The following is a 22,765-nucleotide window of genomic DNA, read 5'->3' as shown; positions in this document are numbered from 1 at the left end:
CGGCCTAACCCGCCCTACGATGCTTTACGCAACCGTGACGTCGATGGCGTTGCGTCAACCCTGCGCTATCTTGTGGTTGGACATCAGCTCGATGGCCTGGCACAGCGCGGAGTGGTCGAGGCCGGACAGGCCGTTGGCGGCGCAGGCGTTCATCAGTTCCTGGGTGTTGGCGGTGTTGGGCAGCGATACGCCCAGCTGCTTGGCCCCTTGCAGCGCCAGGTTCAGGTCTTTCTGGTGCAGCTGGATGCGGAAGCCCGGGTTGAATGCGCGCTTGACCATGCGTTCGCCGTGCACTTCCAAGATGCGCGACGAGGCAAAGCCGCCCATCAGCGCTTCGCGCACCTTGGCCGGGTCCGCGCCGGCCTTGGAGGCGAACAGCAGCGCTTCGGCCACGGCCTGGATGTTCAGCGCCACGATGATCTGGTTGGCCACCTTGGTGGTCTGGCCGTCGCCGTTGCCGCCGACCAGGGTGATGTTCTTGCCCATCATTTCGAACAGCGGCTTGACGGTGTCGAAGGCCTCGGCAGGGCCGCCGACCATGATGGTCAGGGACGCCGCCTTGGCACCCACTTCGCCGCCCGACACCGGAGCGTCCAGGTAGGCGCAGCTTTTCTTGTTGATCTTCTTGGCGAATTCCTTGGTGGCGATGGGCGAGATGGAGCTCATGTCGACCACGATCTTGCCTGCCGTGAGGCCAGCGGCCACGCCGTTGTCGGCGAACAGCGCTTCTTCCACGTGCGGGGTGTCCGGCACCATCAGGAAGATGATGTCGGCGCGCTTGGCCACTTCGGCGGCCGAGGTGCACACGGTGGCGCCGCCGTCGATCAGGTTGGCGGGCGGGTTTTTGATGTCGTGCAGATAGAGCTTGTGGCCGCCGGCTTGCAGATGGCCCGCCATAGGGGCGCCCATGATGCCCAGGCCGATGAATCCGAGGTTTGCCATGTTGATTCTCCTTGATAGTTAGTAGTTATGCTGCCAGCTTCTGGATCCAGCCCAGGCCTTCTTCCGTGCCGTTTTGCGGCTTGTATTCGCAGCCCACCCAGCCGTCGTAGCCGATCTGGTCCAGGTAGTTCAGCAGGTAGCGGTAGTTGATCTCGCCGGTGCCTGGCTCGAAGCGGCCCGGATTGTCGGCCAGCTGGATATGCTTGATGACGGACTGGTTGGCCTTGATGGTGTTGGCCAGTTCGCCCTCCATGCGCTGCATGTGGTAGATGTCGTACTGCAGGAACAGGTTGTCCGAGCCCACGGCTTCGATCAGTTCCAGGCCCTGGCGGGTGCCCGACAGGAAGAAGCCCGGAATATCGAAGGTGTTGATAGGCTCGATCAGCAGCGGAATGCCGGCCTTCTTCAGCGCGGCGGCCGCGAACTTCAGGTTGCGCACCAGCGTGTCCTGCGCCTTGGCGCGCTCCACGTTGGATGGCAGGATGCCCACCAGGCAGTTGATGCGCCGCGTGCCGAGCACCTTGGCGTAGCGCAGCGCGTTCTCCACGCCCTGCTCGAACTCGCCCACGCGGTCCGGCAGGCAGGCGATGCCGCGTTCGCCCGCCGCCCACTGGCCGGCCGGCAGGTTGTGCAGCACCATCTCGAGCTGGTACTGGTGCAGCTTTTCGGCCAGCTGGTCCGCCTCGAAGTCGTAGGGGAACAGGAACTCCACGCCCTTGAAGCCGGCGCGCGAGGCGGCGCCGAAGCGGTCCAGGAAATGCAGCTCGTTGAACAGCATGGTCAGGTTGGCGGCGAATTTAGGCATGTTGTGCTCCTTACGCGACATCCAGGATGTCGTTGAATTCATTGATGGCGTTGATCTCAGTGCCCATGGCGATATTGGTCACGCGTTCCAGGATGATCTCCACCACCACCGGCACGCTGAACTGCGCCATCAGTTCCCGCGCTTTTTCGAACGCGGGGATGATGTCGTCCGGCTTGTGCACGCGGATGGCCTTGCAGCCCAGGCCTTCCACCACGGCCACGTGGTCCACGCCGTAGCCGTTCAGTTCCGGCGCGTTCACGTTTTCGAAGGCCAGCTGCACGCAGAAGTCCATGTCGAAGCCGCGCTGCGACTGGCGGATCAGGCCCAGGTAGCTGTTATTCACCAGCACGTGGATGTAGGGCAGCTTGAACTGCGCGCCCACGGCCAGTTCTTCGATCAGGAACTGGAAGTCGTAGTCGCCCGAGATGGCCACGATGTCGGTGGTCGGATCGGCGGCGCGCACGCCCAGCGCGGCGGGGATGGTCCAGCCCAGCGGGCCTGCCTGGCCGCAGTTGATCCAGTTGCGCGGCTGGTACACGTGCAGGAACTGCGCGGCGGCGATCTGCGACAGGCCGATGGCGGACACGTAGCGCGTGTTGCGGCCGAAGTAGTTGTTCATTTCCTCGTACACGCGCAGCGGCTTGACCGGCACTTCGTCGTAGTGGGTCTTGCGCAGCATGGTGCGCTTGCGTTCCTGGCATTGGTGTACCCAGCCGGTGCGGTCTTTCAGCTTGCCCGCCGCCTTCCACTCCTTGGCCACTTCCACGAACAGTTCCAGCGCGTAGCCCGCGTCGGAGACGATGCCCAGGTCCGGGCCGAACACGCGGCCGATCTGGGTCGGTTCGATGTCCACGTGGACGAAGGTGCGGTCGGCGGTGAACACGTCCACCGAGCCGGTGTGGCGGTTGGCCCAGCGGTTGCCGATGCCTATCATGAAGTCGGAGGCCAGCACGGTGGCGTTGCCGTAGCGGTGCGAGGTCTGCAAGCCGGCCATGCCCGCCATCAGCGGGTGGTCGTCGGGGATGGTGCCCCAGCCCATCAGCGTCGGGATCACCGGCACGTTGATGATTTCGGCGAACTCCTGCAGCAGCGCGGACGCGTTGGCGTTGATGATGCCGCCGCCGGCGGTGATCAGAGGCTTGTCCGCGTCGTTCAGCATGCCCAGCGCTTTTTCAACCTGGGCGCGGGAGGCGCGCGGTTTGTACACTTCCATCGGGGTGTAGGTTTCGGGATCGAATTCAATCTGCGCCATCATCACGTCGAAGGGCAAGTCGATCAGCACAGGACCTGGACGGCCGGAGCGCATCAGGTGGAAGGCTTGCTGGAATACGCGCGGCACCTGGGCCGGTTCCAGCACGGTGGTGGCCATCTTGGTGACTGGCTTGGCGATGGAGGAAATGTCCACGGCCTGGAAGTCTTCCTTGTGCAGGCGGGCGCGCGGCGCCTGGCCGGTGATGCACAGGATGGGAATCGAGTCCGCCTGGGCCGAGTACAGGCCGGTGATCATGTCGGTGCCGGCAGGGCCGGAGGTGCCGATGCAGACGCCGATATTGCCGGCTGCGGCGCGGGTGTATCCTTCAGCCATGTGCGAGGCGCCTTCCACGTGGCGGCCCAGGATGTGCTTGATGCTGCCGTTCTTCTTCAGCGCCGCATACAGCGGATTGATGGCCGCGCCGGGCACGCCGAATGCGACCGTGATGCCTTCTTTTTGCAGGACATGGACCGCCGCTTCGGCTGCCGTCATCTTTGCCATGGTGTTCTCCTCGAGTTATGTGCAATACCGTTGTTGATGTTTTGTATGCTATAGGCGATCCATGCGCTTGATAAGACAACAAAATATCGGTTTATTCGATACCCTGAGTATGGAATAATGAATTCATGGATAAACTCAAACAAATCGAAGCCTTCGTGGCGGTGGTGGAGAAGGGCAGCCTGGCGCGCGCGGCGCTGGTGCAGAACATCACGCCGGTGATGCTGGGGCGGCGCATAGACGCGCTGGAAAAGCGCCTGGGCGTGAAGCTGATGCACCGCACCACGCGCCATCTCACGCTCACGGAACAGGGCAATGTCTTCCTCGACGACTGCCGCAAGCTGCTGTCTGATTTCGAGGTGGCGGAGCGGAATATTTCGGAGGGACGGCACAAGGCCACGGGCCACCTGATCGTGTCCGCGCCGGCGTCGTTCGGCCGCCAGCACGTGGCGCCGCATGCGCCGGCGTTTTTGGCGGCCAACCCGGAAGTGCAGGTGTCCTTCAACCTGACCGACCAGGTGATAGACCTGGTGCGCGAGGGCTATGACCTGGGCATTCGCATCGGCGGCGTGATCGATCCGAGTTTCGTGGCGGTGAAGCTGGCCAAGAACCGCCGCGTGGTCTGCGGCACGCCGGATTATTTCGACCGCCATGGCATTCCGCGCACGCTGGACGACCTGGCGCACCACAACTGCCTGGCCTTCAACCTGCAGGGCGGCCAGCAGCGCGGCTGGTATTTCCAGCAGGGCGGCAAGCCGGTGACGATACGGGTGCAGGGCAACCTGGATTGCAACGACGGCGAACTGCTGCACCGCTGGGCGTGCGAGGGCCTGGGGCTGGCGTGGCGCTCCACCTGGGAGATCCAGGCGCAGCTGGCCGAGGGCAGCCTGATCACGGTGCTGGACGATTTCGCCCTGCCGGACTACGACATCATGGCCGTCTATCTACAGCAAAGGCACCTGCCTGCCAAGATACGTTTCTTTATAGATGAGTTAAAAGAGGTATATGCGCAACCTGGGTATTGGACGCGCAACAGATAAGGGAAAATAGTTCCGGCCGTGTTCCGCTTATGGGTACACTGCGACAGAGTGCCGCGCCAGACGGCATCCACAATACCTTTTGGGGAGTTCTTATGCTTTTGCTGCGCCGGCTGTCGATCAAAAATAAACTGATGCTGAGCATGGGGCTATGCCTGCTGCTGTTCATTATCATCTCGTCCACGCTCAGCATCGTCATGAGCAGCAAGAACAGCCGGGAGCGCGTGGTGGAGCAGGAGCTGCCCGCGCAGATCGGCGAAATCCGCAACGACATCCAGCGCCAGATTGCGCAGCCGCTGTCGGTGTCGCTGACGCTGGCCAACAACACCTTCCTGCATGGCTGGGAGGAGGCGGGCGCGCCGGACGAGGGCGTGGCGGGTTGGCAAAAGGAGGCCGCGCAGCTGAAGGCAAAGAACCAGGCGGCCACGGTGTTCTGGGTGTCGCACGGCACCGGCAAGTATTTCACCGACAAGGGCTATGACCGCACGCTGGGCAAGGACAAGGCCAGCGACCAGTGGTTCTACGACTTCCTCAACAGCGGCAAGGCCTACACGCTGGACCTGGACAAGGACGTCAGCGCCGACAGCTATATGTTGTTCATCAACATCCGCGTGCAGACGGGCGGCGGCAAGCTGGGTGTGGCGGGCCTGGGACTGAGCGTGAATTCGCTGGCGCAGGCCGTGCGCGCCTACAAGCTGGGCAAGTCCGGCTTTGTCTACCTGGTGCGCGCGAACGGCACGGTGGTGGTGCACCGCAATCCCGCGCTGGGGGACGGCAAGCATCTGCTGAAGGACGTGCCGGGCTTCACGCCGGAGCTGAGCAAGACGCTGCTGAACGGCGAGAAGTTTGCGCACGCCACCTACAAGAGCGCGGAAGGCACGCAGTTTGTGGCGTCCTCCTTCATTCCGGAGCTGAACCTGTACGTGCTGGCGGAAGTGCCGGAACATGAAGTATTGGGCAATATTGTGCGCTCGGCCACCATTTCCTCGCTGATTGCGGCGCTGGTGGGCGGCGGCATAGGCCTGTTCGCCATCTACCTGATCGCCCGGGCCATCGCCGCGCCGGTGATGCGCGCCGCCGAAATGCTGGGCGATATCGCCAGCGGCGACGGCGACTTGAGCCGCCGCATGCCGGTGGAGTCGGAGGACGAAATCGGCGCGCTGGCGTCGGCGTTCAACCGCTTCGTGTCGTCGCTGAACGGCACCATCCTCAAGGTGCGCGACAGCACGCAGCTGATCAGCACTGCTTCGAGCGAAATCGCCACCGGCAATTTCGACCTGTCCGCGCGCACCGAGCACCAGGCGTCCAACCTGGAGGAAACCGCCGCCGCGATGGAGCAGCTCACGTCCACCGTCAAGCAGAACACCGCCAACGCGGAGGAGGCCAACAAGCTGGTGTCGGCCACCACGTCCGCTGCGGTCAAGGGCGGCACGGTCGTGACGCAGGTGGTGGACATGATGGGCGAGATTACGGCCAGCTCGCGCAAGATGTCGGACATTATCGGCGTTATCGACGGCATCGCCTTCCAGACCAATATCCTGGCCTTGAACGCGGCGGTGGAAGCGGCGCGCGCGGGCGAGCAGGGGCGCGGGTTTGCGGTGGTGGCGTCCGAAGTGCGCAACCTGGCGCAGCGCTCGGCCGCTGCGGCCAAGGAGATCAAGGAGCTGATCGTTGATTCGGTGGCCAAGGTGGAGGCGGGCGGCAAGCTGGCCGACACGGCGGGCGCCGCCATGACCGAGATCGTGGCGTCGGTGCAGCACGTCGCCACGCTGATGGTGGAGATCACGTCGGCCAGCCACGAACAGAGCGACGGCATCGGCCAGGTCAACCAGTCCATTATCCAGATGGACGACGCCACGCAGCAGAACGCCGCGCTGGTCGAGCAGGCCGCCGCCGCCGCGCAGTCGCTGCAGGAGCAGGCGGCGATGCTGGATCAGGTGGTGGGCATCTTCAAGCTGGACGAAGCCAGCGCCACGCGCTCGCACGGGGGGGCTCCGAGCAGCGCGCTGGCGCTGCGCTAGCTTATTTCGGCGCGGACTTGGGAGCTACCCGCCAGATCTCGCCCGTCACGTCGTCGTCCACCAGCAGCGAGCCGTCGTTCTGTACCATCACGGACGACGGCCGTCCCCACACTTCCTTGTCGCTGATGACAAATCCCGTCATGAAGTCCTGGTACTGCCCGGTGGGCACGCCGTTCTTCATGAGCACGCGCACGACTTTCGAGCCCGTACGCGTGGCGCGGTTCCACGATCCATGCAGGGCGAGGAACAGGTCGCCGTCGTAGGCGGCAGGGAAGGCCGCGCGGGCTGCGGCCGGAGCCTGGTACATCACCATGCCGAGCGGCGCGGAATGCGCGGTGAGCAGCAGGTCGGGCGCGGTGACTTTGGCTTTCAAGTCGGGCCGCTGTCCTTGCAGGCGCGGTTCCTCGTGGCCGCCGATGTAGTGCCACGGCCAGCCGTAGTGGGCGCCGCCCTTTACGCGCGTCAGATAGTCCGGCGGCAGGTTATCACCCAGCATATCGCGCTCGTTCACGCTGCACAGCAGTTCGCCGGTGCGCGGATACAGATACATGCCCACGCAGTTGCGCAAGCCGGTGGCGTGGGTGCGCTTGTTCTTGCCGTCCGCGTCGAACGCCAGCACCAGCGCGCGGTCGAGCTCCGTACCCCAGGCGGCGCCCAACCCGTGCTTGGCTTCCCATTGCGCCAGCGGCTCCGGCGGCGTGGCGCCTATGCCTTCGGCCACATTCGAGGCCGAGCCGATGGACAGGTACATGGTCTTGCTGTCGGCCGAGAACACCAGGGTGCGCGACGAATGGCTGCCGGTTTCCGCGGTCAGGGTAGGCACCACTACTTCCGGCTCGCCGCTGGCCACAAGGTCGCCGTTGCGGTAGGGGAAGCGCACGATGGAGTTCACGTTAGCCACGTACAGGTATCGCGGATTCGGTCCCACGGGCCAGAAGGCGAAGCCGAAAGGGCGGTCCAGCTTGGACGCGAACACGGTCACCGTGTCCGCCTTTTCTCCGGTCGACGAACGGAATACCTTGATGAGTCGCTTGGTGGTCGAGGAAATGAAGATATCGCCGTTAGGCGCCTTCGCCATCACGCGGCCCCGGTCCGGATCGGTGGCCCACAGGCTGGCGCTGAAATTCTCAGGCACCGACGGCAGCGCGCCTTCGGGACGGGGAACGTTGCGGGGACTGTTGCCGGCGCTGGCGCTGGCAAATGGCGGCGGCAGGTCGGCCACGCGCACTTCGTGCATGCGTCCGGGCTTGTCGTCGCTCCAGTGTTCCTCCCCGGCGGCGGCTGCCGCCTGGGGCGGCGCTGAGGCTGCCGGCGCAGCCTTTGCCGCTACCGCCTTGCCCTTCGCGGAAGCGAGATAGGCCAGCAGCGCGCGGCGGTCATCCGGCTGCGCCACGGCGACGGGCATGGTGGTGCCGGGGACGTAAGCGGCGGGGTCATTCAGGAACAGGTCCAATTCCCGCGCGGTCCAGTGGCCGCCTTTCGCGCCCAGGGCGGACAGGGCATTGGAATAGGCAAACCCCGGCACGCCTGCGGCCTTGCGTCCCACCACATTGAACAGCGGCGGCCCGGCCAGCGTGGCCATGTCGGGCGACGCGGTGTGGCACATGGCGCAGTTGTTCTGGAAAATACGCTTGCCGTCGGCAGCGCTGGGGCCTGCGGCATGGGCGGCTGTTGCCAGTGCCATGCCGAGGACAGAGAAGGCGAGTCTGGTTGTGGTGTGTGAATGCATGGCTTGCCTGGCTCCGTTACGGTATGGGCAAACATCATTTCACAGTTCAGTTGTCTCGCCTATCTCCCGGCTTTCTTTAGTCAATAATATGATTAAAAGCCTGGGGCCGCGCTCAGAACAGGCGGCTCAGGTCCGGACGCGTGGCTAGCGCCTGCTGCACGATGGCGGTGACCTTGGCGCGTTCGGAGCCTTGCAGCGGCTGGCGCGGACGGCGCACCATCTCGTTGCCCACGCCGACCAGCGCTTCCACCAGCTTCAGGTTTTGTACCAGCTTGGTGGAGACGTCCAGGTGCAGCAGCGGCATGAACCACTGATACAGCGCCAGCGCTTCGTCGTAGCGCTTGGCCTTCATCAATTTGTACAGCGCCACGGTTTCGGCCGGGAAGGCCACCACCAGGCCGGCCAGCAGGCCGTCCGCGCCCACGGCGAGGCCTTCAAAGGACAGGTCGTCCACGCCCATGAACAGCTGGTAGCGCGTGCCCACGGCGTTGCGCAGGTCGGTGATGCGGCGGATATTGTCGGTCGATTCCTTGATGGCGACGATGTGCTCGCAGTCCGCCAGTTCCTGGAAGTCTTCCGGCGTCAGGTCCACCTTGTAGGCCACAGGGTTGTTGTAGACCATGATGGGCAGCTTGGCGGCAGTGGCGATGGTGCGCAGGTTGTCCTTCGCTTCGCGCGCGTCTGCCGCGTACAGCACCGAAGGCATGACCATGAAGCCGTCCACACCCAGTTCGCGCGCCTGCTCCACGTAGCGGATGGCGTTGGTGGTGCGGGTTTCGGACACATTGGCCAGCACCGGCACGCGGCCGTTGGATACCTTCACGGCGGTTTTCGCCACGGCCAGCTTTTCCTCCAGCGACAGCGTGCTGGCTTCACCCAGCGAGCCGCAGGTGACCATGCCGTGCACGCCGTTCTGGATCTGGAACTCGAAATGCTTTTCCATCTCGGCGTGGTCCAGCTCCTCGTTGGCGTGGAATTTGGTGGTCACTGCCGGGAATATGCCCTGCCATTTTGCTGCGCTCATGCTGATCTCCTGAGGTTATGAGTGGATGATGCTATCGACGCGTGCCGGTGTGATCGGAACGCGTACCGAATCGGGCCGCCAGCCGTACAGCGTGGCGGTGGCGTTGCCGCAGATGCGTCCCTGGCATGGACCCATGCCGCAGCGCTTATGCAGCTTGGCGCTGCGCCAGCTGCCGTGCTGGCGCAGTTCGCCGTGACAAACGTCCTCGCAGCGGCAAACGATGGTGGCGTCGTCCGCCAGTGCCGCAATCTCGGGGCGCAGGGCGAAGGCGCGCGCGAGGCGCTGCGCAAAGGCTTGCCAGCGCGCTCGGCGGCGGAAGTGGCGCCGGGCCAGGTCTTCGCGGCCGATGGCGGCCAGGCCGGCGATGCGGCCTTCCGCCAGCGCCTTGTCCACGCCGCCCGCTCCGGTTCCTTCGCCGGCGCAGTAGATGCCGGGCATGCTGGTTTGCTGGTATTCGTCCACCGTCGCGGCCTGCGTGGCAGGGCCGGCATCGCAGCCCAGCGCCATGGCCAGTTCCGGGCTCGGAACGAGGCCGTAGCCGCAGGCGAGGTAGTCGCAGGCGATGGTCATGGACGTGCCTTCGCGGCACATCAGCTTTACGCTTTGCAGGCCGCCGTCGCCTGCGGCGGAGCTGACATAGCTGTCGTAGTAGTAGGGGACGCCGCTCAGGCGGCCTTTCAGCCGCAGCGCCTGGGCGATCTTGGACGGCGTGGCCAGCAGCCCAGCCGCAAAGCGCGCCAGGCGGAACAAGGGCGCCTGCTCGACAATGGCTTCCACGTGGGCGCCTTGCTTTACCAGCGTTGCGGCAACCGCCAGCAGCAGCGGACCGGAGCCTGCGACCACGACGCGCTTGCCCGCCAAGGGATAGCCGCCCTTGGCCAATGCCTGCAGTCCGCCAGCGCCGGTTACGCCCGGCAGTGTCCAGCCGGGGAAGGGCAGCAGCAGTTCGCGTGCGCCGGTGGCGAGGATCAGGCGCTGGTAGCACAGCGTGGCTGCGCCGCCGGGCGACTGCACCAGCAACTGGCCCGGCCCGGGCGCGTACAGCACGCGGGACTGGGACATGAAGGTCACGTTGGGAGCGGCCAGCAGCTCGCGCGACAGCTTGCGGGCGCGGTAGTCCCGCTGCTTGTCCGCGCCGCCGCGCCAGATCTGGCCGCCGCTCAGCGGATTGTCGTCCACGATGCAGATGGCCGCATCGGGCGCATGCATGGCCGCCGCATGGGCCGCCGCCAGGCCTGCCGGGCCGGCGCCGATAATGAGGACGTCGAACAGCTGTTTCATGCGGCGCTCCGGGCGAGTGCTGTTTCCACCACCATGCCGGGTTCGCACAGCGTCTGGCAGGAGAGCTGGTGCTGGCGGCCATTGATGGTGACGCGGCATTCATGGCACACGCCCATGCCGCACAAAGGCCCGCGCAGCATGCCGCTGACGGAGCGGCGCGTAACGGCCGGCGCATGCACATTGGCGGCCATGGCGATGGCGGCGATGACGGTGGCGCCCGCCGGCGCCTCTGTCTTCTGCCCGTCGATGGTGAGGGAAATCGGCTCAGCCATGGGCATGCCTCATCTGCGAAAAGCGGCTGGGTAGATAGGGCATGTGCGGAATCGCTGCCGCTTCGCCGCACATCTGCGCCGCCACCAACTGGGCCGTGGCCAGCGAGGTGGTGATGCCCAAGCCTTCATGGCCGGTAGCCAGCCACAGGCCGGCGCGGGCCGGGTGGGGGCCGATAATGGGCAGGCCGTCCGGGCTCGCCGCGCGCAAGCCGGTCCAGCAGCGCAGCACGTTCATATTGGCCAGCGCAGGTGTGAAGGTTGCTGCGTGACGCAGCATGCGCGCCATCATGGCGTGTTCCACTGCGGGATCGGTGGTGCCGAACTGGCGCGAGGAACCGATCAGGATCTGGCCCGTGGGGCGGGGCTGCAGGTTGAAGGCCACCGAGTCGCCGCTGGCCGCGTGGGCGCTCTTGATGTAGCCGAGTTCCACCAGCTGGTGCCGGATAAAGCCGGGATAGCGGTCAGTGATGGCTACGTGGCCTTTCTTCGGCTGCACCGGCAGTTCCGGCACCAGCGCGGCGGAGCGCGAACCTGCCGCAACCAGCACGCGGCCGGGATGCAAACGGGTTCCGTCCGCCAAAACCACGCTGCCGTCTGCATTGACGTGGTGGACGCTGCCGTTCACAAGCGCCGCGCCGCGCGCCACGGCGCGGTCCATCAGCAGGCGCGCGCTCTTGGGCGGATACACCAGGCCGTCGCCGTTGACCAGCAGGCCGCCTGCGAGGCCGGGCCGCAACTGCGGTTCCCGCTCGTACAGGCTGACCGCGTCCAGCATGGCGCAGGAAAGGCCATGCGCCGTCAAGGTCTTTGCCTTGACGCGCGCTGCGGCCATTTCTTCGTCGTCAGCGGCCACCCAGATGGTGCCGCACCGGCTGTATTCGTGCCGTTCCGGATGCTCGGCCACGAACTCGCGCCACAGCTCCAGCGACCATGCGGACAGCGCCAGTTCCGCTTCGTTGTCGTCCATGACCACGAGGTGTCCCATGCCCGCCGCCGTGGCGCCGGAGCCCACCACGTCCTGCTCCACCACGGTCACGCGCAAGCCGCGCGCGGACAGGGCGTCGGCACAGGCGGCGCCTATGATGCCGCCGCCGATAATCAGCACGTCGGGAGAGGGAGATGTCACCGTATGCCCCATACCAGCGGGTCCGACGGATCGAGTATCAGCGTGGCCTGCGAGTTCACCCAGGCCTGGCCGCGTATGCTCGGTATCAGCTTGCCGCCGGCGAGGCGGTACGAGCCTTCGAACACGCTGCCGACGATGCTTTCCTGCCGCCAGATGGCGCCTTCGGCCAGCTTGCCGTCGGCCGCCAGGCAGGCCAGCTTGGCGCTGGTGCCGGTGCCGCAAGGCGAGCGGTCATAGGCGTTTCCGGGGCAGAGCACGAAGTTCTGGCTGTCCGCGCCGTTGCGCGAGGCGGCGAACAGCTCAATATGGTCGATCTCCGCGCCGCCGTCGCCGGTCACGCCGGCCGCAACCAGTGCCTGGCGCACGGCGGACGTGAACGCCGTCAGCGCGCCCGCGTTGGACACCTGCAGTTCCAGCCCGTGGTCCGCCACCAGGAAGAACCAGTTGCCGCCCCAGGCCACGTCCCCGGTCACGCTGCCGTGGCCGGGCACCTGCACCGTCACCGCGTGCTGCGCGCGGCAGGCCGCCACGTTTTGCACGGTGACGCTGCCGTCCGCATGCAGTTCCGCCTCCACCACTCCCACAGGCGTATCGATACGGTGCACGCCCACGCCGATGCGGCCCATGTAGGCCAGCGTCGCCACCAGGCCTATGGTGCCGTGGCCGCACATGCCGAGGTAGCCCACGTTGTTGAAGAAGATGACGCCTGCTGCACAATCGGCCGCGTGCGGCTCGCACAGCAGCGCGCCCACCAGCACGTCCGATCCGCGCGGCTCGCACACCACGGCGGAGCGGAAATTGTCGTGTTCGCGGCGCAGCAGTTCCAGGCGCTCATGCAAAGGCCCGCTGCCGAGTTCCGGCCCGCCGGCGGTGACCAGGCGGGTGGGTTCGCCGCCCGTGTGGGAGTCGATAATGGAGATGGTTTTCATGCTGAAATGATAGGCTTTCGCCAGCCAGCCGTCTTGCAGGCGTTGCGCATCAAAGATGACGAAATCGGCACAATCGCTGCGCGGCGCAGGCGCGCCGTGCGAGAATGCGGCCATGGCTACTGCGAAAAAAGGGGGCGCCCGCCTGGCTCTGGGCGCGCATATCGCCGACGTGTTCTTTGCCGAGCCGCTGTTCGACGCGCTGCCAGACGTGGTGTTCTTTGTCAAGGACGCGCAAGGACGCTACGTGGTGGTGAACCAGACCCTGGTGAAGCGCTGCGGCTTGAAGCACAAGGATGCGCTGCTGGGCCGGACGTCGGCAGAAGTGTTTGCGCGGCCGTTCGGCCAGAACTATCTGGCGCAGGACGAGGCGGTGCTGGCGGGCGGCGCCGAGATCGCGGACCAGCTGGAGCTGCACCTGTATCCGAACCGGGATCCAGGCTGGTGCCTGACGCGCAAGACGGCCTTGCGCGACGCGTCCGGCGCCATCGTGGGCCTGACCGGCATTTCACGCGATCTGGCGATGGAGGACAGGAAGAATTCGGCCTACCACAAGGTGGCGGCGGCGGCGCGGCTGATACAGGAGCGCTATGACCAGCCCTTGCCGCTGCCGGAGCTGGCGCGCACCGCGAATATGTCGGTGGCGCAGCTGGAGCGGTATTTCCTGCGCATTTACCAGCTCACGCCGCGCCAGGTGATTATCAAGACCCGGCTGGACGCGGCATCGCGCATGCTGGCCGGGGAGGGCAGCGTGGCGGAGATTGCCCTGGCTTGCGGCTATGGAGACCATAGCGCTTTCACCCGGCAGTTCCGCGCCACCGTGGGCGTGACGCCGACTCAGTACCGGCGGGTTACGGCTGGCGCCTAACCCGCCCTACGCAGTTCCGCCAATATCGTTCGGCATTGCGTAGGGCGGGTTAGCGCAGCGTAACCCGCCAGTGCCTCAGCCTTCCTCGCGCCAGCGTCGCAGCCACACGGCGCCGGCGATCATGGCCACGCCGGCCGCCACGCCCACCCACAGCGCCGGATTGCCCAGCGTGCCCCACGAGGCCGAGAACAGGTCCGCCGCCTGGATATGGTTTTCGCCTTCGCGCACCAGGGTTTGCGGATTGACCTTGCTGAACATGAACCACGAACCCGGCGCCACGCCCAGCAGGATGCGGCTGACGATGTGCTCCATGAACCAGCCCTGCGGCATGCCCAGTGCGAAGATCTTGTTGGTCCACGCGATCAGCGCCGCAGTGACCAGCGGTGCGCCCACGGCCCACAGGAATACCTTCGAACGCGCCCAGCTCGACACCAGCAGCAGCCAGCCGACGGTCGGCAGCGCCCACAGCATGTACACCGGCAGCAGGCCCAGAAGGCGCAGCGGCGACAGGTAGAAGCTGGCCGACGACACGACCGGACCAAACATGTTCAGCCCATGCAGCGCCATGCTGGCGCCTGCCATCAGCACAATGGCCAGCGACAGGATGATGCCGGCCAGCGCCGCCACCAGCGGCAGCACCACCAGCGCCAGGGCCACCTTGGACAGCACCGTCGTCAGGTCCGACACCGGCAGCGATTTCCAGAACAGCAGGCTGCGGTCGCGGCGGTCATCGTGCAGGGCACCGAGGCAATAGAAGAACACCAGGAAGCCCAGCATCACCAGTATCGGCATCGCGGCCAGCGTGTAGAACTCGGCGATCATGGCCACCACCGTGTCGCGCGCCTGGCCGCCCAGCTCCACGCTCAATTTGCCGCCGCCTTCGCCGCCGAAGCTCACGTTGCGGCCCATGAGCAGGCCGCCCAGCGTCATCAGCGCGATCAGGCCCGCCACCACGGCCGGCGCCCACAGCACCATGCCCTTGTGTTCCCACAGTTCGCGCTTGATCAGCCATTTCATCGTTTTCATTCGTAGCTCCCTTTCATGGTGGCGACAAACAGGTCCGCGACGCTCGGGGTGCGGATCTCGCCGAATTTTTCAAGCTGCGTGCGCGAGGCGCCGTCGAACAGCATCACGGCCTTGCCGAACACGCTGCGCTGCGTCATCGGCGCCAGCGCGGTGGCGGCGGTGATGTACTGCGGCTCCACCATCACCTCCGTGTAGCGGTCGCCGATTTCCTCCATCGACGCCGCCAGCGTGATCTTGCCGTCGCGGATGAACATCAGGTCGGTCAGGATGTTTTCCACTTCTTCGATCTGGTGCGTGGTGATGATGATGGTCTTGTTCTCGTCGAAGTAGTCCTCCAGCAGATTCTGGTAGAACTGCTTGCGGTACAGGATGTCCAGGCCCAGCGTGGGCTCGTCCAGCACCAGCAGCTTGGCGTCGATGGCCATCACCAGCGCCAGGTGCAGCTGCACGATCATGCCCTTGGACATGGCCTTGACCTTCATCTCCGGCTCCAGCTTGGTGTGCGCCAGGTAGCGCTCCGCCTTGGCGCGGTTGAAGCGCGGGTGCACGCCTTCCACGAAGTCGATGGCGTCCTTCACCTTCAGCCAGCGCGGCAGGATGGCCACGTCGGCGATGAAGCACACCTCGTTCATCAGCGCGTCGCGCTGCGTGTTCGGATTCATGCCCAGCACGGACAGTTCGCCTTCATACCGGGTCAGGCCGAGGATGGCTTTCAGCGTGGTGGTCTTGCCCGAGCCGTTGGGACCGATCAGGCCGATGATGCGGCCCGGCTGGATCTCGAAGCTGGCCTGGTCCAGCGCCAGTTTTTTTCCATAGCGCTTGCTCAGGTTGCGCGCGGTGATCAAGGCGCTCATGCCGATGCTCCCGGCGGCGTGCCCGGCTGGGCGGCGGCGCGCAGCAGCTGCTCCAGGTCCAGCCCCAGGCGGCGGATGCGCTCCACCATGGCGGGCCATTCCTCGCGGACAAAGCGGTCGCGTTCGGTTGCCAGCAGTTTTTCGTGCGCGCCTTCGGTAACGTACATGCCTAACCCCCTTCGCTTTTCAACCAGGCTCTCGTCCACCAGTTCCTGGTAGGCCTTGGATACGGTAATTGGATTCAATTGGTAATCGGCGGCGATCTGCCGTACTGAGGGCAGGGCGTCGCCCGGCTTGAGCAAGCCGTCCAGCATCATGCCGAGCACCCGCTCCTTGAGCTGGCGATAGATCGGCGCGTTGTCATTCCACATACATGCGTCCTCCGTAGGTGATGTGATGAAGTGGTGTTGTAGTGAACTATAACACTAGATTTGCGCGCCGCAAGTGTTTTTTTTGCATGGCTTCAGGACAGGCGTTGCAGCAGGGCGACGGCGTTGGCGGCGGCGGCGCCGGAGGCGGTGTTGTCGAAGATGCACCACGCGTCACGGCCGTCGCCCACGCGGCCGGCCAGGCTGGCGGCGGCCTGGTCCAGGAAACTGTCTTCGTAGGACGAGTAGTAGATGCGCGGGCTGCCGTGCAGGCGCGCATAGGTGGCGCCGGTGGTGGCCACGTGCGGCCCGGGCTGGCCCTTGGGCGGATCGGCGATCACGCGGGTCACTTGCGCGGCCTGCAGCAGGGCCGTGGCCTCGTCGCCGAACCAGCTTGGGTGGCGCGCTTCGCACGCGATCATGCAGCCGAAATTTTCCCGGACCAGTGCGAAGAAGCCGGTTGCGGTGGCTGCGTCGAGCTGGAGGCTGGGCGGCAACTGCACCAGCACGCAGCCCAGCTTTTCTCCCAGGCCGGTTGTTTCGGCGGCGAACTGCCGCATGGCTTCGGCGCAGTCTTGCAGGCGCAGCTCGTGCGTCATGCGCTTGGGCGCCTTGACGGCGAAGCGGAAGCTGTCCGGCACGCTGGCGGCCCAGCGTTCATAGGTCTGCGGCTGGTGCGGGCGGTAGAACGACGAGTTGATTTCGGCGGCGTTCAGCACGGCGGCATAGCGCTGTAAATGGCTGCCCTCGCCGGGGAAGGCGGCGCCCGCAGCCTTGGGTATGGACCAGCCCGCGCATCCGATTCGTGCCAATGCCATAGCGCCTCCGCCGTAGATGAAATACACTCTACGGCACCCGGGCGCAGCATGTCGCCCGCTTTACAGGACAAGCAATGACATTACATCCGCAACGCCGCCGCCTGCTCGCCGTGCTGGCCGCCTCCCTGGCAGCCGGCCTGCTGGCTTCCTGCGCCGGCATGATAGGCCCGCGCCAGTTTGAATTGCCGCTGGAGCGGCTGCAGAAAAACCTGGGCCAGCGCTTCCCCGTGCACCACCGCGTACTGGGCGTGTTTGACGTCCAGCTCAGCAATCCCCAACTGAGCAGCGTGGGGCAGAACGACCGCGTGGCGTTGTCGGCCGAGCTGAGCGTATCGCCGATACTGGTGCGGCAGACGTGGCGCGGCAACATTGCGCTGTCCGGAAGGCTGGTGGTGGATAATGTGCGCAACGCGGTTTTCCTCAGCGACGCGCAGGTGGACCGTTTCGCCATCGACGGCATGGCCGAGTCGCAGCAGCGCCAGATCACCGGCGCGGGCAACATCCTGGCCGACAAGCTGATACGTGACGTGCCGCTGTACAGCTTCAAGCCGGAAGACCTGCGCTACGCAGGCGTGCAGTTTGTGGCCACCGGCATCCGCACCACGCCGGGTTCTTTGGTGGTGATGCTGGAACCGGTTAAATAAAGAAGCGGGGCTGTGACAAAGCGCGTACATTCGGCCCGCCAGTTGCAGCCATAATGCAGCCTTTTGTTCACCGAGGTTTTGCTATGCCGTTTATTGGTGTTGGAATCCACGTACTGATCGCTCTGTATTTCGCCGTGCACGCCGTCCGCTCCGGGCAGCAGATGTACTGGCTGTTTGTGCTGTTCTCTTTCCCGCTGCTGGGCAGCGTGGTCTACTTCCTCGCCATCTACCTGCCCAATTCGCGGCTTGAGCACGGCGCGCGCAGGGCCGTTGCCGCAGCGGCGCGCACGCTCGATCCCGGCCGCGAACTGCGCGAAGCGCGCGCCGCCTTCGAATACACGCCCACCGCGCAGAACCAGATGCGCCTGGCGCAGGCCCAGCTTGAGGCGGGCGCCGCGTCGGACGCCGCCGCCACGTATGACGCCTGCCTGTCCGGCGCCTTCGGCAACGACCTGGAAATCCGCCGTGGCGCCGCGCGCGCCAACCTGGCCTGCGGCCGGGTAGCCGAAGCCATCGCCCACCTCGAATTCATCGCCCGGACCGATAGCGGCTTCCGCGCCGAAGAAGTGGCGCTGCTGCGGGCGCAGGCGCTGGGCGCCAGCGGCCGCAAGGACGAAGCCAAAGCCGCCTTCGAAGACGCGCTGAAGCGCTTCGGCAGCTTCAATGTGCGCGCCGAATACGCCATCTGGGCCATGTCGGTCGGCGACACGTCGATGGCCACCATGCTGCGCCCCGAACTGGAGCGCGTCATGCAGCGCTGGAGCCGCCACAACCGCGAACTGAACGCCGACATGATCCGCCGCCTGAAGTCCGGCTACGCCACCGGCACGGAGAGATGACGTGGCGACGCTGTCCCACCATCTGCTGACCGAGGCGTACAACAACGCCTGGGCCAATCACCGCCTGCTGAAAGCCTGCGCGCAATTGAGCCAGGAGGAATTCGAGGCCAGGCGCACCAGCTTTTTTCCGTCGATCAAGGCAACGCTGAACCACATCCTCACCGTGGACTGGTTTTACATCGATGCGCTGGAACGGGAGATGCGCGGCGCGGAGCCGCATCCGAACTACCTGAGTTTCTTTGAGCGCGACGAGCCTTGCGGCACTTGCGCCGAATTGCGCGCCGCGCAGAAGGACGCGGACCGGCGCCTGATTGAGTACTGCCGGCAGCTCAAGGATGATGAGCTGGGCCGCGTGGTGACCATCATGCGCACAGGCTCGATTCAACGCGACAAACGCTACCGCCTGCTGGCGCATGTGTTCCAGCACCAGACCCACCATCGCGGCCAGGTGCACGCCATGCTGTCCGGCACGCACGTGGCGCCGCCGCAGCTCGACGAGTTCTTCAGCGCCGGCGAAGCGGACGAGCGCGCACAGGACTTTGCTGAGCTGGGCTGGACCGAAAAAATGATATGGGGCTGATCCCCCGAGGAGACTGGCCATGAGCATCACCATTACCGCATTCGACCGCTCCCCGGATCGGGGCCGGTCATTGCGGCCTGTGTCGCGCGCGGCGAGCTAGCTGCTGCCGCGCTGTATCAGTTCAAAGCCCGTATTGACGGAGCGCGCAGGCTGCGCTTTGGCCGCGCCGTCCAGGCGCTCGAGTATGGCCTGCGCCGCCGCCGCGCCGATGCGCGCGCCGTCCACCCGCACCGTGGACAGCGGAGGAACGGTGTGGCTGGAAAAATTCAGGTCGCCAAAGCCCATCACCGCCAGCTTGCCCGGCACGTCCAGGCCCCGGCTGCCCGCCTCGATCAGGGCGCCGTGCGCCAGGTTGTCCGAGCTGCAGACAATGGCGTCGAGGTCCGGATGCGCGTCCAGCAGCCGCGCCGCGCCTTCGCGCCCCGCAGGCAAGGTGCCCGGCACCGCCGCCGTATGCGTGGCCATCACGCTGATGCCTTGCTTGGCCAGCGCCACTTGCAGGCCCTGGTTGCGGCGCGCGGCGCGCGGGTCGCCCGCGGTGAGGATGGCGAAGCGCTTGCGCCCGCGCTGCAGCAGATGGGTTGCCGTCGCATGGCCCACTTCCTCGTGCGAAAAGCCGATCACCGTGTCGATAGGCGAGGCCGTCATGTCCCAGGTTTCCACCACCGGCGTGCCGGCCTGCTGCAGGCGGCGGCGCGTGCTGTCGGTGTGCAGGGTGCCGGTCAGGATGATGCCGTCCGGGCGACGGCTCAATATGGTCTCCACCAGTATCTCCTCGCGCCATTCCTCATAGCCCGAAAAGCCCAGCAGCAGCTGGTATCCCGCTTCGGTCAGCGTGTCGCTCGTGCCTTGCACCATGTCGGCAAAGATCTGGTTGGAGATGGTGGGCAGCACCAGCGCCACCAGCTTGCTGCGGCTGGACGCCAGCGCGCCGGGCTGCATATTCTTGGCGTAGCCGGTTTCCTGCACCGCCGCCTGCACCTTGGCCAGCGTGTTGGGGCGCACCAGGTGTGGCTGGTTCAGCGCGCGCGACACCGTGATGGGCGACACGCCCGCCACCCTGGCCACGTCCACCAGCGTGGCGCCGCTCACTTGCAGCTGCGCGGTGGGGGTGGTCAGCAATCGAAGTTCCGGCAGGTCTTTTTGCATGTTGTACGACGACTCCGCTTAATTATGGTAGGATTTGATGTAATTACTTGGAACTATATATCATTTTCAATCATTTGGAGGCAAAGATGCAGAATTCCACCCCAGTGGTCACAGCCATGCGCGTCATTCCCGTGGCAGGCCGCGACGGCATGCTGCTCAACCTGAGCGGCGCGCACGGCCCATATTTCACCCGCAATATCGTGCTGATCACGGACAGCGCCGGCAACACCGGCGTGGGTGAGGTGCCGGGCGGCGAGGCGATCCGCAAGACGCTGGAAGACGCGCAGGCCATGGTGGTGGGACAATCCATCGGCAACTACAAAGCCGTCCTGAACGCCGCGCGCACCGCCTTCGCCGAGCGCGACTCGGCCGGCCGCGGCCTGCAGACCTTCGACCTGCGCATTGCCATCCACGCCGTCACCGCGCTGGAATCGGCGTTGCTGGACCTGCTGGGCCAGTTCCTGAACGTGCCGGTGTGCGCCTTGCTGGGCGACGGCCAGCAGCGCAGTGTAGTGCCGGTGCTGGGCTATCTGTTCTACGTGGGCGACCGCACCGTGACCGACCTGCCTTACAACAGCGAGCCGGATGCGGCGGACGACTGGCTGCGCCTGCGCCACGAGAAGGCGATGACGCCGGAAGCGGTGGTGGCGCTGGCCGAAGCGGCCTATGCGCGCTATGGCTTCAAGGACTTCAAGCTGAAGGGCGGCGTGCTGCGCGGCGAGGAGGAGATCGAGGCGGTGACGGCGCTGGCCGAGCGCTTCCCGGACGCGCGCATCACCCTGGACCCGAACGGCGCCTGGTCGCTCAAGGACGCGATCCGCCTGTGCCGCGACCAGCACCACGTGCTGGCCTACGCGGAAGACCCGTGCGGCGCCGAGAACGGCTACTCCGGCCGCGAAGTGATGGCCGAGTTCCGCCGCGCCACCGGCCTGCGCACCGCCACCAATATGATCGCCACCGACTGGCGCGAAATGGGCCACTCCATCCAGCTGCAATCGGTGGACATTCCGCTGGCCGACCCGCACTTCTGGACCATGCAGGGCTCCGTGCGCGTGGCGCAGATGTGCAATGAGTGGGGCCTGACCTGGGGTTCGCATTCGAACAACCACTTCGACATTTCGCTGGCCATGTTCACCCATGTCGCCGCTGCGGCGCCGGGCAACATCACCGCCATCGACACGCACTGGATCTGGCAGGACGGCCAGCGCCTGACCAAGGCGCCGCTGCAAATCCAGGGCGGCCAGATCAGCGTGCCGGACAAGGCCGGCCTGGGCGTGGAAGTGGACATGGACGCCATCGAAGCGGCACACCAGACCTATCTCGGCATGGGCCTGGGCGCGCGCGACGACGCGGTGGCCATGCAGTTCTACTTCCCCGGCTGGAAGTTCGACAACAAGCGCCCGAGCTTCGTGCGTTGAATTTGCCGGTTTACTGGACGGTCCGGGTACTGCAATCCCATGCGCCTTCGGCGGCATCCGTCCAGACCTCGCTGGACGCGACGATGCTCAGATCGGGATAGACGCCGGGGGGCGCGCCGCCGGCCAGGCCGTCTAAAACGAACTGTTGCTCGCCTGCGCTGCGCGCTCTTTGAAGCCGCATCCAGTCCATGAGCTGCCTGGCTTTGACGTAGTCGGTAAATGCCAGCGGGAAGGCGCCGAAAGCATTCTGGAGCTGGACAACGGTCCTGCCCTGGCCCGGGTACCTGGCGGCGATGCTCCAGCGCGGAATGTCCAGATCGCGGGCGCGGACGATCACGGCCTTGGACTGGGTGCAATTGCCAAGTTCGTAGTACGCGGTCTGGTTGTGCTCGGAGTATTCATTGGCGCGCACCGCCACGCGCCGGATAACGTAGTCGAACGATATTTTTGCCGTCAGGTCCCGAGGCTTGAGGTATTGCAGGAACGAGGTTTTAATCTCGGCCTGCGCCGGCGGAAGCAGCTTGCCTTTGTCGGTCAGCTTCAGCGCGGTGGCGATATAGTCGACATCGGTCTGGGTCGCGTTGAACTGGCGCTGCGAGGTCACGCTCACGTTCACCAGGGTATTTCCGGACAAATCGATGCCGCGCTCCGCCTCGCGGTAAATGTCCAGCGTTCTGTAGTCGATATTGGTGGTGGTGTTCTCCACACGGACGGACACGTCGCCGCTTTCCGTCAAGGTGCGCGCGGTGCCGGCCTTGATGGTTGCCTCCACCGGCTTGCCGCCAACCAGCTCGAGGCCCGCGCTATTGGACTTCTCCAGCGACAGCTTTTCGATATTGACCACGCTGTAGTCGGTCGCCGTGCTTTTGTAATCGACGAATTCAAAATTGTCCGGCGTGATGCGCAGGCGGAAATTCACGAAGCGGTCGGCTGGCCGGTACTCGCCTTTCGTGATGGCGGCGACCAGCGTGCGCTTGAACACCGTCCGGTTGCCATTGAATTTGGGTTCCGGCGCCTCGTCGTCAAACGCCTTGCGCAGCTTGGCCACGTCCTCGATCGCCATATTGCTGTAGTCAATGCGCGCCTTGACGGGCGAGCCGTCCCCGCCGGCCGGCGCTGCGCTCTCGCCCTTGTCCGGCGGCTGGGCGCTGGAGCCGATGATGACCTTTGGCTTGGCGTAAATCACGGGGAAGGCCGGCTCGTTGACCGAGCGGCGGCCGTATTCAATCGACGGAGTGCAGCCGGCCACCAGCAGCGCTGCCGCTGCGCACAGTGTTGTCTGTTTCAT

General features: G+C 65.5%; 22 protein-coding genes. 7 read left to right on the top strand and 15 right to left on the bottom strand.

Going from position 1 to position 22,765, the window contains the following annotated elements:
* Positions 1 to 54: 54 nt before the first annotated feature.
* Genes GTP77_RS10515 through gcl form a run of 3 tightly spaced genes read right to left on the bottom strand, consistent with a single transcriptional unit; the run spans position 55 to position 3,500 of the window.
* On the bottom strand, positions 55 to 942 hold the full coding sequence (locus GTP77_RS10515) for a 2-hydroxy-3-oxopropionate reductase (RefSeq protein WP_161072117.1): 888 nt from the start codon (positions 940 to 942) through the stop codon (positions 55 to 57).
* Positions 943 to 967: 25 nt separating this feature from the next.
* Entirely contained in the window at positions 968 to 1,747 is a 780-nt protein-coding gene (gene hyi, locus GTP77_RS10510; RefSeq protein ID WP_161072116.1) for a hydroxypyruvate isomerase, read from the bottom strand.
* Between the two features lie 10 nt (positions 1,748 to 1,757).
* On the bottom strand, positions 1,758 to 3,500 hold the full coding sequence (gene gcl, locus GTP77_RS10505) for a glyoxylate carboligase (protein ID WP_161072115.1): 1,743 nt from the start codon (positions 3,498 to 3,500) through the stop codon (positions 1,758 to 1,760).
* Positions 3,501 to 3,625: 125 nt separating this feature from the next.
* Here gcl and GTP77_RS10500 point away from each other — a divergent pair, with 125 nt between their 5' ends.
* Positions 3,626 to 4,537, top strand: coding sequence for a LysR family transcriptional regulator (locus GTP77_RS10500; protein ID WP_161072114.1), 912 nt, complete (start codon positions 3,626 to 3,628; stop codon positions 4,535 to 4,537).
* A gap of 92 nt (positions 4,538 to 4,629) precedes the next feature.
* On the top strand, positions 4,630 to 6,555 hold the full coding sequence (locus GTP77_RS10495) for a methyl-accepting chemotaxis protein (protein ID WP_161072113.1): 1,926 nt from the start codon (positions 4,630 to 4,632) through the stop codon (positions 6,553 to 6,555).
* A 1-nt stretch (position 6,556) separates the two neighbouring features.
* Here the strand turns inward: GTP77_RS10495 and GTP77_RS10490 are convergent, their stop codons facing one another.
* The 6 genes from GTP77_RS10490 to GTP77_RS10465 form a co-directional block, all read right to left on the bottom strand.
* Positions 6,557 to 8,239 carry a PQQ-dependent sugar dehydrogenase gene (locus tag GTP77_RS10490; protein ID WP_229202148.1) on the bottom strand — a complete coding sequence of 561 codons (1,683 nt, stop codon included), beginning with the start codon at positions 8,237 to 8,239 and terminating at the stop codon, positions 6,557 to 6,559.
* Between the two features lie 157 nt (positions 8,240 to 8,396).
* Positions 8,397 to 9,308, bottom strand: coding sequence for a dihydrodipicolinate synthase family protein (locus GTP77_RS10485; protein WP_161072111.1), 912 nt, complete (start codon positions 9,306 to 9,308; stop codon positions 8,397 to 8,399).
* Positions 9,309 to 9,323: 15 nt separating this feature from the next.
* A complete protein-coding gene (locus GTP77_RS10480; RefSeq protein ID WP_161072110.1) occupies positions 9,324 to 10,589 on the bottom strand; it encodes an FAD-dependent oxidoreductase in 1,266 nt (421 codons plus the stop codon).
* Positions 10,586 to 10,861 (bottom strand): (2Fe-2S)-binding protein, encoded by a 276-nt coding sequence (locus GTP77_RS10475; protein WP_161072109.1) that lies wholly within the window; start codon positions 10,859 to 10,861, stop codon positions 10,586 to 10,588. Before GTP77_RS10475 ends, GTP77_RS10480 begins: the two co-directional genes overlap by 4 nt.
* Positions 10,854 to 11,987, bottom strand: coding sequence for an NAD(P)/FAD-dependent oxidoreductase (locus GTP77_RS10470; RefSeq protein WP_371869346.1), 1,134 nt, complete (start codon positions 11,985 to 11,987; stop codon positions 10,854 to 10,856). The genes GTP77_RS10475 and GTP77_RS10470 overlap by 8 nt, the downstream gene beginning before the upstream one ends.
* Positions 11,984 to 12,916: a 4-hydroxyproline epimerase gene (locus GTP77_RS10465; RefSeq protein WP_161072202.1), complete on the bottom strand. Its 933-nt coding sequence runs from the start codon at positions 12,914 to 12,916 to the stop codon at positions 11,984 to 11,986. Before GTP77_RS10465 ends, GTP77_RS10470 begins: the two co-directional genes overlap by 4 nt.
* 112 nt (positions 12,917 to 13,028) lie before the next feature.
* Here GTP77_RS10465 and GTP77_RS10460 point away from each other — a divergent pair, with 112 nt between their 5' ends.
* Positions 13,029 to 13,781, top strand: coding sequence for an AraC family transcriptional regulator (locus GTP77_RS10460; protein ID WP_161072107.1), 753 nt, complete (start codon positions 13,029 to 13,031; stop codon positions 13,779 to 13,781).
* A gap of 75 nt (positions 13,782 to 13,856) precedes the next feature.
* Here the strand turns inward: GTP77_RS10460 and GTP77_RS10455 are convergent, their stop codons facing one another.
* From GTP77_RS10455 to GTP77_RS10440, 4 genes are all read right to left on the bottom strand, one after another.
* Positions 13,857 to 14,807 (bottom strand): hypothetical protein, encoded by a 951-nt coding sequence (locus GTP77_RS10455; protein ID WP_161072106.1) that lies wholly within the window; start codon positions 14,805 to 14,807, stop codon positions 13,857 to 13,859.
* Positions 14,804 to 15,661: an ABC transporter ATP-binding protein gene (locus tag GTP77_RS10450; protein WP_161072105.1), complete on the bottom strand. Its 858-nt coding sequence runs from the start codon at positions 15,659 to 15,661 to the stop codon at positions 14,804 to 14,806. Before GTP77_RS10450 ends, GTP77_RS10455 begins: the two co-directional genes overlap by 4 nt.
* Entirely contained in the window at positions 15,658 to 16,032 is a 375-nt protein-coding gene (locus GTP77_RS10445; protein WP_161072104.1) for a GntR family transcriptional regulator, read from the bottom strand. The genes GTP77_RS10450 and GTP77_RS10445 overlap by 4 nt, the downstream gene beginning before the upstream one ends.
* Positions 16,033 to 16,124: 92 nt before the next feature.
* Positions 16,125 to 16,847: a DUF72 domain-containing protein gene (locus GTP77_RS10440; RefSeq protein WP_161072103.1), complete on the bottom strand. Its 723-nt coding sequence runs from the start codon at positions 16,845 to 16,847 to the stop codon at positions 16,125 to 16,127.
* Between the two features lie 74 nt (positions 16,848 to 16,921).
* Between GTP77_RS10440 and GTP77_RS10435 the strand changes: the two genes are divergently transcribed.
* From GTP77_RS10435 to GTP77_RS10425, 3 genes are all read left to right on the top strand, one after another.
* Complete coding sequence (locus tag GTP77_RS10435; protein ID WP_161072102.1) at positions 16,922 to 17,491, top strand: DUF1439 domain-containing protein; 570 nt, start codon at positions 16,922 to 16,924, stop codon at positions 17,489 to 17,491.
* 134 nt (positions 17,492 to 17,625) lie between these two features.
* A complete protein-coding gene (locus GTP77_RS10430) occupies positions 17,626 to 18,330 on the top strand; it encodes a hypothetical protein (protein ID WP_371869345.1) in 705 nt (234 codons plus the stop codon).
* Position 18,331: 1 nt separating this feature from the next.
* Positions 18,332 to 18,910, top strand: coding sequence for a DinB family protein (locus GTP77_RS10425; protein WP_161072100.1), 579 nt, complete (start codon positions 18,332 to 18,334; stop codon positions 18,908 to 18,910).
* A gap of 96 nt (positions 18,911 to 19,006) precedes the next feature.
* Here GTP77_RS10425 and GTP77_RS10420 read toward each other — a convergent pair whose 3' ends face one another.
* The gene (locus tag GTP77_RS10420) at positions 19,007 to 20,059 is read right to left on the bottom strand and encodes a LacI family DNA-binding transcriptional regulator (protein WP_161072099.1); all 1,053 of its coding nucleotides are present in this window, start codon (positions 20,057 to 20,059) and stop codon (positions 19,007 to 19,009) included.
* An 86-nt stretch (positions 20,060 to 20,145) separates the two neighbouring features.
* On the opposite strand from GTP77_RS10420, the gene gudD reads away from it, so the two are divergent.
* Positions 20,146 to 21,477 carry a glucarate dehydratase gene (gene gudD / locus GTP77_RS10415; RefSeq protein WP_161072098.1) on the top strand — a complete coding sequence of 444 codons (1,332 nt, stop codon included), beginning with the start codon at positions 20,146 to 20,148 and terminating at the stop codon, positions 21,475 to 21,477.
* 10 nt (positions 21,478 to 21,487) lie between these two features.
* On the opposite strand, the gene GTP77_RS10410 is transcribed toward gudD, so the two are convergent.
* Complete coding sequence (locus GTP77_RS10410) at positions 21,488 to 22,765, bottom strand: hypothetical protein (protein WP_161072097.1); 1,278 nt, start codon at positions 22,763 to 22,765, stop codon at positions 21,488 to 21,490.

The organism is Pseudoduganella aquatica, from assembly GCF_009857595.1.
GTDB classification, from domain to species: Bacteria; Pseudomonadota; Gammaproteobacteria; order Burkholderiales; family Burkholderiaceae_D; genus Rugamonas; species Rugamonas aquatica_A.
The sequence above is the reverse complement of the archived record's forward strand: the minus strand, read 5'-3'. Positions and strand labels throughout refer to the sequence as shown.

Bases quoted from the DNA above. Each gene is read 5' to 3' on its own strand.
- gcl (WP_161072115.1), bottom strand. From the start codon at position 3,500: ATGGCAAAGATGACGGCAGCCGAAGCGGCGGTCCATGTCCTGCAAAAA.
- GTP77_RS10440 (WP_161072103.1), bottom strand. From the start codon at position 16,847: ATGGCATTGGCACGAATCGGATGCGCGGGCTGGTCCATACCCAAGGCT.
- GTP77_RS10445 (WP_161072104.1), bottom strand. From the start codon at position 16,032: ATGTGGAATGACAACGCGCCGATCTATCGCCAGCTCAAGGAGCGGGTG.
- GTP77_RS10420 (WP_161072099.1), bottom strand. From the start codon at position 20,059: ATGCAAAAAGACCTGCCGGAACTTCGATTGCTGACCACCCCCACCGCG.
- GTP77_RS10500 (WP_161072114.1), top strand. From the start codon at position 3,626: ATGGATAAACTCAAACAAATCGAAGCCTTCGTGGCGGTGGTGGAGAAG.
- GTP77_RS10435 (WP_161072102.1), top strand. From the start codon at position 16,922: ATGACATTACATCCGCAACGCCGCCGCCTGCTCGCCGTGCTGGCCGCC.
- GTP77_RS10465 (WP_161072202.1), bottom strand. From the start codon at position 12,916: ATGAAAACCATCTCCATTATCGACTCCCACACGGGCGGCGAACCCACC.
- gudD (WP_161072098.1), top strand. From the start codon at position 20,146: ATGCAGAATTCCACCCCAGTGGTCACAGCCATGCGCGTCATTCCCGTG.
- GTP77_RS10480 (WP_161072110.1), bottom strand. From the start codon at position 10,589: ATGAAACAGCTGTTCGACGTCCTCATTATCGGCGCCGGCCCGGCAGGC.
- hyi (WP_161072116.1), bottom strand. From the start codon at position 1,747: ATGCCTAAATTCGCCGCCAACCTGACCATGCTGTTCAACGAGCTGCAT.
- GTP77_RS10515 (WP_161072117.1), bottom strand. From the start codon at position 942: ATGGCAAACCTCGGATTCATCGGCCTGGGCATCATGGGCGCCCCTATG.
- GTP77_RS10410 (WP_161072097.1), bottom strand. From the start codon at position 22,765: ATGAAACAGACAACACTGTGCGCAGCGGCAGCGCTGCTGGTGGCCGGC.
- GTP77_RS10460 (WP_161072107.1), top strand. From the start codon at position 13,029: ATGGCTACTGCGAAAAAAGGGGGCGCCCGCCTGGCTCTGGGCGCGCAT.
- GTP77_RS10475 (WP_161072109.1), bottom strand. From the start codon at position 10,861: ATGGCTGAGCCGATTTCCCTCACCATCGACGGGCAGAAGACAGAGGCG.
- GTP77_RS10485 (WP_161072111.1), bottom strand. From the start codon at position 9,308: ATGAGCGCAGCAAAATGGCAGGGCATATTCCCGGCAGTGACCACCAAA.
- GTP77_RS10495 (WP_161072113.1), top strand. From the start codon at position 4,630: ATGCTTTTGCTGCGCCGGCTGTCGATCAAAAATAAACTGATGCTGAGC.
- GTP77_RS10490 (WP_229202148.1), bottom strand. From the start codon at position 8,239: ATGGCACTGGCAACAGCCGCCCATGCCGCAGGCCCCAGCGCTGCCGAC.
- GTP77_RS10455 (WP_161072106.1), bottom strand. From the start codon at position 14,807: ATGAAAACGATGAAATGGCTGATCAAGCGCGAACTGTGGGAACACAAG.
- GTP77_RS10450 (WP_161072105.1), bottom strand. From the start codon at position 15,661: ATGAGCGCCTTGATCACCGCGCGCAACCTGAGCAAGCGCTATGGAAAA.